We start from the raw sequence: 15159 nt of genomic DNA, 5'->3' as shown, positions 1-15159 counted from the left end.
AACCTTACACCTTCTACCTTCCAGCCCTCCACCTTAAAACTACCACATTCTAATTCTGTCCTCTGGTTTTTTGTATAATTTATCGCCAGGTTTAACATCAAAAGCATTGTACCATGCATCCATATTTACGGGTGCACCGATAGTACGGTACGGGCCTGGAGAATGTGGATCGGTTTTAATTAATTGAGCGGCACTTTCCGGTAAAATATTACCTCTCCATACCTGAGCCCAGGCAAGGAAAAAACGCTGATCTGGCGTAAAACCATCAATTTTCTCATTACTTTGACCTTGTTTAGTCATTTTAAAAGCAGTATAAGCCGCGTTTAAGCCTCCTAAATCGCCAATGTTTTCGCCCATAGTCAGTTTACCGATTACATGAACCGTATCCAATACGGTATAACCATCAAACTGCTCACCTAAAGCTTTTGTTTTGGCATCAAATTTGGCTTTGTCTTCAGCTGTCCACCAGTTTTTTAAGTTACCAGCAGCATCGTACTGACTTCCGCTGTCATCAAAACCATGGCTCATTTCGTGACCGATTACCGCACCGATACCACCATAGTTAACGGCATCATCGGCATTTGGATCGAAGAAAGGAAACTGTAAAATACCTGCAGGGAAAACAATCTCGTTCAGGGTAGGGCTGTAGTAAGCATTAACTGTTGGAGGAGTCATACCAAAACGTTTGCGATCGACAGGTTTACCTAACTGATCAACCATTTCGTTGTAACCCCAAACACTTGCATTGCGTAAGTTTTGGAAGTAGGTATCTTTATTAATTACTAAACCATCGTAGTTTTTCCATTTTTCCGGATAACCCACTTTTGGTGTAAATGCATTGAGCTTAGCCAAAGCTTTTTGTTTGGTTTCAGGGCTCATCCACTCTAAACCATTAATCCTGATTTCGAATGCTTTCCGCAAGTTCACGATCATCTCGTTCATACGTTCTTTAGCTTCCGGCTTAAAATACTTGGCTACATAAAGCTGGCCCAATAATTCGCCAATAGTGCCATCGGTTAAAGATGACATGCGTTGCCAACGTGGTGTTTGTACTTTCTGACCAGTTTGTACCTGTGTGAAAGCGAAACTTGCCTTAACAAATGGAGAACTTAAACTAGAGGCAGAACCTTTTAAAATGTTCCACTCCAGGTAAGTTTGCCAATCGGTAACCGGAACCGATTTCAACATTCCATCCAGGCTTGCCATAAATTTAGGCGATGAAACCAGAACGGTATCTTGATTTTTGATTTTGAATTTAGGTAAATAGGTTGTCCAGTTAATATCTGGCGTTTTTTTGTTCAGTTCTGCAACAGTAAGTTTGTTGTAGGTGGCGTAAGGATCACGCATTTCTAAACGGCTCATCTGCGCTTCAGCAAATTGCTTTTCAATATTATAAACGGTTGCCGCTTTTTGTTTTGCTTCTTCAGGCGTACTTCCTGTTAAGGTAAACAAAGTAACCATATAGGTATTATAAGCCTCGCGGATTTTAACACTGCGGGTATCATCTTTCAGATAATAATCACGATCAGGAAGTGTTGTGCCGCCCTGACCAATATTCACCATATATTTGTTTACATTCTTGCGGTCTTGGCCAACACCCAGGCCGAACATTCCACCACCTAAACCATTGGTTCGCATGTAAGCCACCTGGTCTAACACGCCCTGAATGTTTTTAATCTGTTTAATTTTTTGTAAATCTGCTTTTATTGGCGTATAGCCCAACTTTTCTATGGTTGCACTATCCATGGCAGCCGTATAAAAATCGCCAACTCTACGCTTCACAGAACCAGCAGGAGCAGATTTATCAGCAGCTGCATCTTCAACTAAAGATTTAACAGCATTGATATTAAAATCGCGAAGTTCGTTAAATGAACCCCAACGTGTTTCTTTGGCCGGAACAGGATTGTTTTTTATCCAGGTACCACTTGCGTAGGTGTAAAAATCGTCGCCTGGCTTAACGGAAAGATCCATGTTAGCAGGGTCGATAAATTTTTTGGTTTGTGCATTTGCAGAAAAGCCTGCAGCGACTATACCTAGCGCCGCAAAACATCTTTTCAAATTTTGGTATTTCATTCGCTTAATAAGTTAGTAATTATGCGAAATTTATGAAATACTAATTAATACTGGTGTTATATATTAAGAATATTACTTGTTAAACCAGTAGTAAATTTTTGCTAAACCAAGTCGCCTAATAAGTTCGGACGCTGAAAAAGAAATTTTAATAGATTTCATGATTTTAAATCTTTTATACACTATTAACATTTTTTAACAAAATTTATTGTGCGCTTGTAAAAATTATTGCTATCAAGAACGATTCGGAATAAAGCATTTTATTTTCCATAAATTTGAAAACGGTAATCTAAACCTGCGAGGTTTTATCGATAATAAATAAAAATGATGTTTAGCATACAATAGATATAATGAGCCACTCACACGATAAAGAAGATAGCTGTTGCAGCAGTAAAGTACATTCCGCTCCAAAACATAACCACGATCATGCACACGAAGAAGGTGACGAACACGACCATGATCATGGTGGAGATCCGTCGGCCTTTCGAACTTATCTGCCAGCCATTGTAACATTGGTTATGCTACTGATCGGGATTGCATTTGATAATCTATTTACGGTTCCTGCATTTCAGATTATCCGGCCTTATTGGTACATCGTGGCTTATTTGCCTGTGGGTATTCCGGTCTTACGTGAGGTTTGGGAAACTTTTAAAGCTAAAGATTTCTTTACTGAATTCTCTTTAATGTCAATCGCTACAATCGGTGCTTTTGCCATTGGCGAATACCCGGAAGGCGTAACGGTAATGCTTTTTTATACCATTGGCGAGTTGTTCCAAATGGCTGCTGTAAACCGTGCCAAAAGGAATATTAAAGCATTGCTCGATGTTCGCGCAGATATAGCACATGTATTCCGTAATGGAAAATACGAAGATGTTAATCCTGAAAAGGTAGAAATTGGCGAAACCATCCAAGTAAAGGCTGGTGAGAAAATCCCCCTGGATGGAGAACTGGTCAGCGATAAAAGCAGTTTTAATACCGCCGCTTTAACGGGCGAAAGTAAACCGCGTACAATTATTAAGGGCGAATCGATTTTGGCCGGAATGCTTAATCTGGATAAAGTAATCGAAGTAAAAGTAACCAAGGCTTTTGCCGATAGTGCATTGTCGCGCATTTTGGAAATGGTTCAGAATGCCACTACGCGTAAAGCTAAAACCGAGCTCTTTATTCGCAAGTTTGCTAAAATATATACACCAATTGTTTTCTTTTTAGCCCTCGCGCTGGTTACTATCCCGATTTTGGTTTTAGGAAGCGAATATCATTTCCAAACCTGGTTGTACCGTTCGCTGGTTTTCCTGGTCATATCTTGCCCTTGTGCGCTTGTAATTTCCATCCCATTGGGTTATTTTGGTGGTATTGGTGCAGCATCGGCAAATGGGATTCTTTTTAAAGGCTCTAACTTCCTCGATTTAATTACCAAGCTGAATACTGTTGTAATGGATAAAACGGGAACCTTGACAAAAGGCGTTTTTAAGGTTCAACATGTAGAAAGCAGTATCGATGAAGCAACGTTTTTGAATTTATTAACTGCCGTTGAAGCAAAATCAACCCATCCAATTGCTAAGGCCATTGTAGAATACGCAGGCCAGAAAGAAATTCATCCCGCCGAAAATATTGAGGAAATTGCTGGAATGGGCTTAAAGGGATCGGTAAATGGCAAAGCGGTTTTGGCAGGGAACACAAAACTCTTAGCGAAATTTAATATTGCCTTTGATGCCACGATTACATCTATTGAAGAAAGTATTGTGGTTGTTGCCGTTGACGAAAAATATGTAGGATATGTTTTAATTGCCGATGAAATAAAAGAAGACGCCGCAGAAGCCATCAAACAGCTTCATGAAAACGGAATAAAACAGGTAGTGATGCTGAGCGGTGATAAAACTTCAATTGTTAAAAAAGTAGCAACAGGTTTAGGTATTGATACTTATTTTGGCGATTTATTACCTGAAGATAAAGTAGCCAGGCTTGAAGAAATTAAAAGCGACAAAAGTAAGGTGGTGGCTTTTGTTGGCGATGGAATAAATGATACGCCTGTATTGGCCATTAGCGATATTGGTATTGCCATGGGGGCAATGGGGAGCGATGCTGCTATTGAAACGGCTGATGTCGTTATCCAAACCGATCAGCCTTCTAAAATTGCAACTGCTATTAAAATCGGAAAGGCAACCAAAAAGGTTGTGATCCAGAATATCGTATTGGCATTCGCGGTAAAAGCATTGGTTTTAATTTTAGGTGCGGGCGGTATTGCCACCATGTGGGAAGCCGTTTTTGCCGATGTTGGTGTTGCACTTTTGGCCATTTTAAATGCGGTACGAATTCAGAAGATGAAGTTTTAATACGCTATTTATATGCAGAGTATATGATCGTTTACCATTAAGGCATTTAGATAATTAAGAAAATTACATAAAGCCTTAACCTTTCTTAACTTCTTAATGATGAAAAAAAATGGAGATCCGTTTACCATTAAGAAGTTAAGGGCATTAAGAAGATATGGTGAAACAGTTCTCTAAACTTTCTTAACCTCTTAATGATGAGAAAACAATGAAGCTCCGTTTACCATTAAGAAGTTAAGGGCATTAAGAAGAATATGGTGAAACAGTTCTCTAAATTTTCTTAACTTCTTAATGATGAGAAAACAATGGAGATCCGTTTACCATTAAGAAGTTAAGGGCATTAAGAAGAATATGGTGAAACAGTTCTTTTAACTTCTTAATGATGAAAAGAATGGAGATGCATTCGCCATTAAGGGCAAAGAAGATGATCGAAAAACAATTCTTCGGCTCCTAATGATATTAATATGTTGAAAACTGGAAAAATAAATTGCTATAAAAATTAGTATATTCGTTTATGTCTAAGCCTATTCCATATCCGGTTTTAAACGATGATGAGCCCGTAAGGCAATTCAATGAACTTGATGCATCATTAACTTATAGCTATTCTAATTATTTAAACTGGCTTTTTCCTGAAAGAGTAGAACTGATTAAAGGTAAAATCTTTAAAATGAGTCCTGCACCTTCAAGGGTACATCAGGAAGTTGCCGGTAATATTTTCTTGAAAATTGGTAATTTTTTAGAGGGCAAACCATGTAAGGTTTATTCTGCTCCATTTGATGTTCGCTTTCCAAAAGAAAGTAAAGCCGATAAGGATGTATATACAGTATTACAACCCGATATTTGTGTTGTTTGTGATAAAAGTAAATTAGACGCCCGCGGCTGTATCGGTGCTCCCGATCTTGTTATTGAAATTTTATCTCCTGGCAATACCAAAATGGAACTGCTTAATAAATACCGAGTTTACGAAGAATTTGGTGTTAAAGAATATTGGGTGGTCAGCCAAAGCGATCAAAGCATCCTCATCTACACCCTTAATGATTCGGGCAAATTTCAGCCTTCTAAAATATTTACTCATAGCGAAAAAATCACTTCATTGGTACTACCAGGTTTTGAATTGGAATTAGATGATGTTTTTGATGATATCGATTAGCTTATTTTTTAGCTTTTGATTTTTGGATAATACCATTTGGATCAGCATTAAAGAGTATAATAGCGGTTAATACGCCTATGAGTACAAAATTAAATGGTATGCAGCACTTGCTTTCCAAAAAATGCACCCCGTCCTACGGACACCCCTCTAAAAGAGGGGAATAATTAAACGCATAAGGATACCTTTCGGCTTACGCTGCTTTGGTCTTTCAGCTTAATTAGCTATTTTTGGACTTTTAATATCATTCATGAGCATATCCACCAAGTACAATCCTGCAGAAACAGAAGATAAATGGTATAGCTATTGGCTATCGAAGAAATTTTTCCACTCCGAACCCGATGAGCGCGAACCTTACACCATCGTCATTCCGCCTCCAAATGTTACGGGTGTGTTGCACATGGGGCATATGCTTAACAATACCATTCAGGATGTATTGATCCGTAAAGCCCGTATGCAAGGTAAAAATGCATGTTGGGTGCCAGGAACTGACCATGCCTCTATTGCTACCGAAGCAAAAGTTGTAGCGATGTTGAAGGAGCAGGGGATTAATAAAAAAGATCTTTCGCGTGAAGAATTTTTGAAATATGCCTGGGAGTGGAAAGAGAAATACGGTGGTATTATTTTAGAACAGTTAAAGAAACTGGGTGCAAGTTGCGATTGGGACCGTACCCGTTTCACGATGGAAGAAGATCTTTCTGAAGCGGTGATCGATTCGTTTATCCACTTGTACAAAAAAGGATGGATTTACCGTGGTATCCGTATGGTAAATTGGGATCCGGCCGGTAAAACTGCTGTTTCTGATGAAGAAGTAATCCGTAAGGAAGTAAATCAAAAATTATATTACATTAAATACCTGATTTCGGGCACGGAAGACCAGTTTTTAACGATAGCTACAACGCGTCCTGAAACGATTATGGCTGATGCAGCAATTTGTATCAACCCGAATGACGAACGTTTTACGCACTTAAAAGGAAAAAAAGTGTTCGTACCTTTGGTTAACCACGAAATTCCGGTTATTGAAGATGAATATGTTGATATTGAGTTTGGTACAGGGTGTTTAAAAGTTACACCAGCGCACGATCTGAACGATTATGAGTTGGGAGTTAAGCACAATTTGCCAGTTACCGATATCTTAAATGATGATGGAACCTTAAACGAACTGGCAGTTATTTTAGTAGGCGAAGACAGGTTTGTTGCCCGTAAAAAAATTGCCAAAATGCTGGAAGAAGCAGGGCATTTGGATAAAGTTGAAGATTATAAATCGCAGGTTGGTTTTTCTGAACGTACTGATGCCGCTATCGAACCAAAACTTTCCATGCAATGGTTTGTGAAGATGAAAGAAATGGCACAACCAGCTTTGGATGATGTATTGAATGGAGAAGTAAACCTGATTCCAAATAAATTTGAAAATACGTACCGCCATTGGATGGAAAATGTTCGCGATTGGAACATTAGTCGCCAGTTGTGGTGGGGCCAGAGAATCCCGGCCTGGTACGATGACAAAGGAAATTGGGTGGTTGCCAAAACCAAAGATGAAGCATTAGAAGAATTCTGGAAGAAAAAACATTTGGATGAAAGCTGTTCAGAAACGGAAAAAGCTGGATTCAAACATCAGTTAGAGCCGTTTTTAAGGCAGGACGACGATGTAATGGATACCTGGTTTTCGTCATGGTTATGGCCGATTTCGGTTTTCGACGGCTTTAAAAATCCTGAAAATAAAGACATCAATTATTATTATCCAACCAACGACCTGGTTACGGCGCCTGAAATTTTATTCTTCTGGGTGGCCCGTATGATTATGGCCGGACATGAGTTTATGGGTAAAAAACCATTTACAAATGTATACTTAACGGGGATTGTACGCGATAAATTAGGCCGTAAAATGTCTAAATCGTTGGGTAACTCACCTGATCCGATTGGATTGATCGAAAAATATGGTGCCGATGCTGTACGTGTGGGGATGTTAATGTCGTCGCCTGCCGGAAACGATTTAATGTTCGATGAAAGCTACTGCGAACAGGGACGTAATTTCGCCAGCAAAATCTGGAATGCTTTCCGTTTGGTAAAAGGATGGGAAGTTGACGAAAACTTAGCAAATCCGAATACCCAGGCCATATCCTGGTTCGAAAACCGCTTTAACGAGGCTTTGGTAGAAATTGAAGCTAACTTTAAACAATACCGCCTATCAGAAGCATTAATGATCACTTACAAATTGGTTTGGGACGATTTCTGTGCCTGGTACTTAGAGATGGTTAAGCCAGCTTACCAACAGCCAATTGATGCGGAGAGTTTTAAAGCTACAGTCGGTTTCTTCGAAAATATCATCAAATTATTGCACCCTAACATGCCTTTCTTAACTGAAGAGCTTTGGCATGATGATCTGTTTGCCGAACGTGGAGAAATGGACTGCTGTATTGTCGCCGAATTTCCGAAAGGCGGCGCTTTTGATGCGCAATTATTGAAAGATGCTGAGGTAATTAAAACCGTGGTGGCCGAAATTAGAAATGTAAGGAACCAGAAGCAAATTTCTCCTAAAGAGGCCTTGCCTTTAAGTATCAAAATAAATTCTGATCTGGATTATGAAAAATGGTTGAACATTGTGTTCAAATTGGCCAATGTATCAGAAGCGGAAATTGTAAACGATAAAATTGTTGGCGCAACTGCTTTTATGGCTGGTAAAGATGAATTTTTCATCCCGCTGACCGAAAATATTGATGTAGAAGCAGAACGTGAGCGTTTAAATGCCGATTTAGTGTATTTACAGGGCTTTTTAAAGTCGGTTGATGCTAAATTGAGCAACGAACGTTTTGTACAGAATGCAAAACCGGAAATTATTGCAAACGAGCGTAATAAAAAGGCCGACGCTGAAGCTAAAATCAAAATTATTGAAGAAAGTTTAGCGGTTTTAGGATAATAATAATTTAACAGCCGGTGCGATCGTCATGCTGTCCCGAATGTTCGGGATCAGCATCTTTCCTGCTATATTTAGACCCTGAAATGAATTACCTTCGGTGAGCTCGCTAAGGCTCGGTTCAGGGTGACGAGTCTCCCTAAAAGCCTTTCAGATTATTTTCTGAAAGGCTTTTTTATGTGGTAGTTAATTAAAATTATCTCATTAGGAATAAATTATTTCAAACGTTTTCCAACACATCGGTAAAAATATGTTATTGCCTTAAATACGGGTTTCCTGGCAATTTATTTAGGGTTAGTACGACTATAAGCCATTGTTTTAATATAAAGTTTCAAAAATATTACTTGCAAATATTTAAGGTTTGTTTTTATTAACCATATTTTAGGTTTTATTTAAATGGTTTGTCAGATGAGCAAACTAAGAGATAATCTAACCTAATATCCCAAATGGAAAATTCCAGAAGAAAATTTATTAAACAATCAGCAATATTTGCTGCTGCAACCTACGCGGGTACAATGGGCATGAGTGCCAAAAGTTATGGACGCATCATTGGTGCAAATGATAGGGTACGTGTTGGTGTTGTTGGGTTTTCTGATCGCTTTAAAGACACCCTTTTGCCTTGTTTCCTGAACCACAACAAGGAACTCAATTTCGATATCGTTGGTCTTTCTGATTTATGGAACTACCGGAGAGATTTAGGAATTGCCCATTTAAAAGCAAAATTTGGTCACGATATTAAAGCCTGCCGTAACAACGATGAGCTTTATGCCACAAAAGATCTTGATGCCGTAATTATCAGTACAGCCGACTTTCAGCATGCACTTCACACCATTGAGGCCGTAAAAGCCAGTTGCGATGCTTATGTAGAAAAACCCTTTGCCGAAACCATGGACGATGCCAAAGCCGCATTTAAAGCCGTTAAAGCGAGCAAACAGATTGTACAGATAGGTTCGCAAAGAAGGAGTGGAGAGAATTATACCAATGCAGCAAAATTTATTCAGGATGGAAAATTTGGGCCGATAACTGCTGTAGATTTGGTATGGAATGTAAACCAGCCGGGCCGATGGCGCAGACCAGATTTAGTAGCCAAATTAAAAGAAGAAGATATCGATTGGAAAAGATTCTTATTGAACCGTCCAGCCGAAGCCTTCGATCCAAGAAAATATTTAGAATACCGCTTGTTCTGGCCATATTCTTCAGGTATGCCAGGGCAATGGATGTCGCACCAGATTGATACCGTACACTGGTTTACCAATTTAAAACATCCGCGAAGTGTAGTGGCAAACGGAGGCATTTATACCTGGAAAGATGGCCGTAGAAACTGGGATTCGATGGTTGCTGTATTCGATTATGGACAGCCTGATACAACAGATGGTTTCCAGGTTACTTTTACGTCAAGAATGCAGAATAGTGTGGGCGATGTGGGCGAGGTTTACTATTCTAACGGTGGCGAGCTGAATTTAATTACCAATAAAGTATCGCCAAAAGGTGGTTTAAAGGAGAGAGAAGCTGCAGCCATGGGCTTAAAAGCCAATCTTTTGCCTGAGTTTGATTTAAGTAAAACCGAAATTAAAGCGGCTACAGGTGCCAATATGGGAGGGGATTCGTTAACCTCTGGCCATATGCGCAACTGGATGGAATGTGTACGTAGTCGTAAAACACCAAATGCACCTGTTGAAGCGGGTTATTCACACTCTATTGCCAATATCATGACCAATGCTGCGGTACGAACAGGTGCAAAAGCAATTTTCGATGAAAACAGACAAGAAGTAATTGCAAACGGAAAAGTATTTAAATATTAAAAAAATATCGTCATTGGGAGCGCAAAGCAATCGGACCTTCAAGAAAGATTGCTTGGTCATTCTCCTTCGCAATGACGGCAAGAAAAAACAAATCATGTTAAATTTTAAAAAATATAGTATTCTAGCCCTTTCGCTAATCAGTTTATCAGCCGCTGCACAAAAAGCAAAACCATTATTTGATGGTAAAACCTTAACTGGTTGGAAAGCAGTTGCAGGGGCCGCGCCATACAAAGTTGAAGACGGAATGATTATCGGAACGATGACCAAAGGCACGCCAAATTCGTTCTTAATCACTGAAAAAGAATATGGCGATTTCGTTTTAGAACTGGATGTAAAACTTGAAGGTGAAACCACCAACTCGGGCGTACAAACACGCAGCCATATTAAACCGGAAGGAAATAACGGCAAAGGATTGGTTTTTGGCAGGCAGGTAGAAATAGACCCTACACCAAGAGCATGGACCGGGGGGATTTACGACGAAGCCAGAAGATTGTGGCTATATCCTTTAGAACTTAATCCATCGGCCAAACCATTGTATAAAAAGAATGAGTTTAACCATTACAAAATAGAATGTATTGGTAATGAAACGAAAACCTGGGTAAATGGGACACCTGTTGCCTATGTGATCGATACTTTGGATAAATCAGGATTTATCGGTTTGCAGGTTCATGGCATTGGCAATAACCTCGATAATGATGGCAAAAAAGTTTATTTCAAAAATATCAACATTCAAACAGAGGGCTTAAAAGCTAAAGCTTTTCCAAAAGGAATTTATACGGTTAATTTAACGCCAAATACTTTATCTGCTTACGAAAAATCGGAAGGTTATAAACTTTTGTTCGATGGTAAAAGCAATGCAGGTTGGGTTGGTGCTTATAAAACTACTTTCCCTGCCAAAGGATGGAAAATTGCCGATGGCATTATCAGTGTAGAGCCATCGGGTGGTGCAGAATCGACCAACGGCGGCGATATTGTAACCAAAGATGAATATGCAGCTTTTGATTTGTCGTTCGAGTTTAAACTTACCCCAGGCGCCAACAGTGGCGTAAAATATTTTGTTACCCTGAGCGAAAAAAATACAGGTTCTGCTATTGGTCTCGAGTATCAGGTTTTAGATGATGTTTTACATCCGGATGCAAAATTGGGCAGAGATGGAAACAGAACTTTAGCTTCGTTATACGATTTAATGACTTCGAAAAAAGAAGCCCGTTATTTACGCCCAATTGGAAGCTGGAACAACGGCCGTTTGGTGGTGTATCCAAATAACAAAGTAGAGCATTATTTAAATGGCGTAAAAGTTTTAGAATATACCCGAGGCTCAGAAGAATTTAAAAAATTGGTTGCCATTAGTAAATATAAAGATTGGAAAAACTTTGGTGAAGCACCCAAAGGGCACATCCTCCTTCAGGATCATGGTAACAAAGTAGATTTCAGGACGATTAAAATTAAAACATTATAGATGCAGCGCAGATCGTTTGTTAAAACATCAGCTTTGTTAGGCTCTGGTTTACTTTTGGGTAACCAGGGCTTTGCTAATTTAGTGGCTGATGAAATTATTAATGTGGCAATGATTGGTTGTGGCGATCGTGGCAAAGGCGTTTTGTCGGTAATTAAATCAATGCCTGCAAAGTATAAAATTAAAGCTTATTGCGATTTACTCGATTTTAGGCTTAAGGAAACCGAAAAATATGTTCCTGCTGATGCAAAGGCCGTAAAAGATTACCACAAAGTTTTGGACGATAAAACAATCGACGCGGTTTTTATTGCCACACCTTTAAGTGAACATTTCCGGATTGCCAAAGATGCAGTACTGGCTGGCAAACACGTGTATGTAGAAAAAACCATGACATACAACATTGCCCAGGCACTCGAACTTAAAAAACTGGTAAAACAATATCCCAATCGGGTTTTTCAGGTGGGTTATCAGTATCGTTATTCGCCTTTGTATTTTAAGGTGAAGGATATGATTCAAAGTGGTTATTTGGGCAAGGTTAGTCAGATCGATTGTCGTTGGGATCGTAATGGCAATTGGCGTAGGGCAGTGCCTGATCCAGCTTTAGAACGTAAAATCAACTGGCGGATGTATAAAGAGTATTCCGGTGGCTTAGCCGCCGAACTTTTATCGCACCAGATTGATTTTATCAATTGGGCTTTTGAAACGCAGCCTGATGAAATTATGGGATCGGGTGGGATAGATGTGTTTAAAGACGGGCGTGAAACCTATGATAATATTCAGGCCATTCTCCGTTATAATGAAAAAGGCATGATCGGCAATTTTGGAGCTACTTGTGGCAATGCGCATGATGGTTACCTGTTTAAAATAAAAGGCACCAAAGGTTCGGTTTCTTTGCTAACCAATACCGGCTTATTTTATCCTGAACAAAGTGCTAAGAAAGAATTAGGTATTGTTGATGGCGTAACCGGGGCCACAAAAATTGTGGTAAATAAAGATGGCGGAATCCCGATTTTGGATAAAGCCACCATTGATGGTACAAATTACGCCTTAGATGAATTTTATAAATCGATAATAACCAGGAAAGAACCAGCATCAAATATCAATACCGGAACGCAAGCGGCTATATGTGTTGCCATGTGTAACGAAGCCATTTACAGCGGGAATAAACAACTTTGGAAGACGGAATATAGTGTTTAGATGATATTTTCTTTTTCCTATTGGTTGGTGCCTCACCGGCTAAGAAGATAATTGTGCTATTTTCATTTTGGAAAGCAATTGCAGTGGATCTTTTTAAAGTTCGTCCTGCTTTTTGCTTCAATCTTTTTTGCCCTTCGACTACGATCAGGGTGACAAAAAAGGATTTTCGCGTCAATCAGGTTTAGACCGGAAGGGACGTTGCTACTATTGAGGGATATAACATGATTCAGAAAACGCAATTAAAGTGATTGTCATCCTGAGGTACGAAGGATCTTTTTCTACTGGTCGTGTCTCAACGATTGATATATGAATGGCGAGGTTATGATACTCCCTACAAACCCTAATATCTTTACTGACCGTGCCACTTAAACCCGATCAAAGCGGGATGCCAATTTTTTCAATTGGCAGAAGCGGGAGCGGGGCAGGAACAATCCTAAACGCTGGTGTTTCTGCTTTCCAGAAAAGAATCCAAAAATTATGCTATAAAGATCCTTCATTGCATTCAGGATGACAGAAAACCGTGTTTCCGTGGCAAAAAGCTACAAACCCAAATATTCCGGCATTTCCTGCACGAAGTTAAACTTACCTTTTTCAAGGTCCATCTTAGCATAAACATGCTGCAAACCATTGGTTAATACAATCCATTTGGCTTGGTGGATAGAATTGTACCGCGATGCTTGATCGAAAACCGATTGTGTAATCTTTACTTTGGGTGCCTTACATTCAATTAACATCAGCTTCTCGCCAGCGTTATTGTAGACTAAAATGTCACTCCGCTTTTGTAGTTGGTTTAACACCAAACCACCTTCAATCTGGATCAAGGTGCGTGGAAAATTCTTCTCTAATATCAGGTTCTGTATAAAATGCTGGCGCACCCATTCCTCAGGTGTAAGTACGAGGTGCTTTTTCCTCAACTCATCGAAAATAAAAACCACATCATCTTTTTGGGTAATTTTAAATGGATACGGAGGAAGGTTAAGAGGAGTAGGGGTAAACATTTTCTCAGTTAGCAGTAATCAGTTTTCAGTTGGCAGTTAACCATGCAACAATAAACAATTTATCAATTATTACGGCGTCAAAGTTAGTTTAATTTTAAGATATGTAAGCAAATCTCAAATCTAGTGTCTCATGTCTCAAATCTAGTATCTCAAATCTCACATCTCTTAAATTATAAACATTTACCCAAATCGTTAAACCTAAATCGTAATTTTACGGGCAATGACTGCTGCCGAAATTATTAAAGATATTAAAGCCCGAAAATTCAAACCTGTATACTTATTGCATGGTGAAGAATCTTACTACATCGATCAGGTAACCGATTATATTGAAGATAAGTTATTGAACGATGCCGAAAAAGGTTTCAATCAGACGGTTTTATACGGGAAAGACACGGATATGGCTACGGTTTTGGGTGCTGCAAAGCGATACCCGATGATGTCTGATTACCAGGTGGTAATTGTTAAAGAGGCACAGGATTTAAAGTGGGGCAAAGAAGATTCGAGCAGCAAGGAAGGCGAATTTGTGCTCAACTATTTCGAAAAACCCTTACCAAGTACCATTTTGGTTTTGGCCTTTAAGTATGCGAACTTCGATAAGCGAAAAAAAATCTATAAAGCCATTAATAAAAGCGGATTGATTTTTCAGTCAGATCCTGTGCGCGATTATAAACTGGTACCCTGGATTGAAGAATTTATTAAAGATAAAGGTTACAAGATCGATCAGCAGGCGTCAGCTTTAATGGCCGAATATTTAGGAACCGATCTTTCTAAAATTGCCAACGAAATCGAAAAGTTAATGCTTAATGTTCCGAAAGAGACAACCATTAATACCGATCTGGTTCAGAAAAACATAGGCATTAGTAAAGAATATAATGTTTTCGAATTACAGAAGGCACTGGCCATCCGCGACGTGCTGAAATGCAATAAAATTATCAATTACTTCGCCAGCAACCCTAAGGCCAACCCAACGGTGATGGTATTGGCCAATTTAGGTGGTTACTTTACTAAACTTCTAAAATACCATTACATCCCCAATAAGGCCGATGCGGCATCAGCTTTGGGTGTACCTCCATTCTTTATTAAAGATTATGAGGTAGCTGCAAGAAATTACAACACAGGAAAAGTTTTCCAGGTGATCGGTTTACTCCGCGAATACGATTTAAAAAGCAAAGGTTTAGATAGTACGGGTAATGTTGAAGATGGAGAACTCTTAAAAGAACTCGTTTTCAAGATTGTACACTAATC

Annotated in this window: 9 protein-coding genes; 7 read left to right on the top strand and 2 right to left on the bottom strand. The window is 39.3% G+C overall.

Annotated features, from left to right (window positions below; all coding sequences use genetic code 11):
* Nucleotides 1–39: 39 nt before the first annotated feature.
* On the bottom strand, nucleotides 40–2073 hold the full coding sequence (locus ACTJKN_RS15035) for a M13 family metallopeptidase (RefSeq protein WP_440826200.1): 2034 nt from the start codon (nucleotides 2071–2073) through the stop codon (nucleotides 40–42).
* Nucleotides 2074–2420: 347 nt separating this feature from the next.
* Here ACTJKN_RS15035 and ACTJKN_RS15030 point away from each other — a divergent pair, with 347 nt between their 5' ends.
* From ACTJKN_RS15030 to ACTJKN_RS15005, 6 genes are all read left to right on the top strand, one after another.
* The gene (locus ACTJKN_RS15030) at nucleotides 2421–4403 is read left to right on the top strand and encodes a heavy metal translocating P-type ATPase (protein WP_440826199.1); all 1983 of its coding nucleotides are present in this window, start codon (nucleotides 2421–2423) and stop codon (nucleotides 4401–4403) included.
* Between the two features lie 511 nt (nucleotides 4404–4914).
* Nucleotides 4915–5550, top strand: coding sequence for a Uma2 family endonuclease (locus tag ACTJKN_RS15025; RefSeq protein WP_440826198.1), 636 nt, complete (start codon nucleotides 4915–4917; stop codon nucleotides 5548–5550).
* Between the two features lie 247 nt (nucleotides 5551–5797).
* Nucleotides 5798–8464: a valine--tRNA ligase gene (locus tag ACTJKN_RS15020; protein ID WP_440826196.1), complete on the top strand. Its 2667-nt coding sequence runs from the start codon at nucleotides 5798–5800 to the stop codon at nucleotides 8462–8464.
* Nucleotides 8465–8907: 443 nt separating this feature from the next.
* Nucleotides 8908–10263 carry a Gfo/Idh/MocA family protein gene (locus tag ACTJKN_RS15015; protein WP_440826194.1) on the top strand — a complete coding sequence of 452 codons (1356 nt, stop codon included), beginning with the start codon at nucleotides 8908–8910 and terminating at the stop codon, nucleotides 10261–10263.
* A gap of 94 nt (nucleotides 10264–10357) precedes the next feature.
* A complete protein-coding gene (locus ACTJKN_RS15010) occupies nucleotides 10358–11722 on the top strand; it encodes a 3-keto-disaccharide hydrolase (RefSeq protein ID WP_440826192.1) in 1365 nt (454 codons plus the stop codon).
* Nucleotides 11723–12916: a Gfo/Idh/MocA family protein gene (locus ACTJKN_RS15005; RefSeq protein WP_440826190.1), complete on the top strand. Its 1194-nt coding sequence runs from the start codon at nucleotides 11723–11725 to the stop codon at nucleotides 12914–12916.
* A 539-nt stretch (nucleotides 12917–13455) separates the two neighbouring features.
* On the opposite strand, the gene ACTJKN_RS15000 is transcribed toward ACTJKN_RS15005, so the two are convergent.
* Nucleotides 13456–13914, bottom strand: a complete 459-nt coding sequence (locus ACTJKN_RS15000) for a type I restriction enzyme HsdR N-terminal domain-containing protein (protein ID WP_440826188.1) — start codon at nucleotides 13912–13914, stop codon at nucleotides 13456–13458.
* A 220-nt stretch (nucleotides 13915–14134) separates the two neighbouring features.
* On the opposite strand from ACTJKN_RS15000, the gene holA reads away from it, so the two are divergent.
* The gene (gene holA, locus ACTJKN_RS14995) at nucleotides 14135–15157 is read left to right on the top strand and encodes a DNA polymerase III subunit delta (RefSeq protein ID WP_108199923.1); all 1023 of its coding nucleotides are present in this window, start codon (nucleotides 14135–14137) and stop codon (nucleotides 15155–15157) included.
* Nucleotides 15158–15159: the final 2 nt, after the last annotated feature.

The organism is Pedobacter sp. 22163 (genome assembly GCF_052045595.1).
GTDB lineage: Bacteria > Bacteroidota > Bacteroidia > Sphingobacteriales > Sphingobacteriaceae > Pedobacter.
The sequence above is the reverse complement of the archived record's forward strand: the minus strand, read 5'-3'. Positions and strand labels throughout refer to the sequence as shown.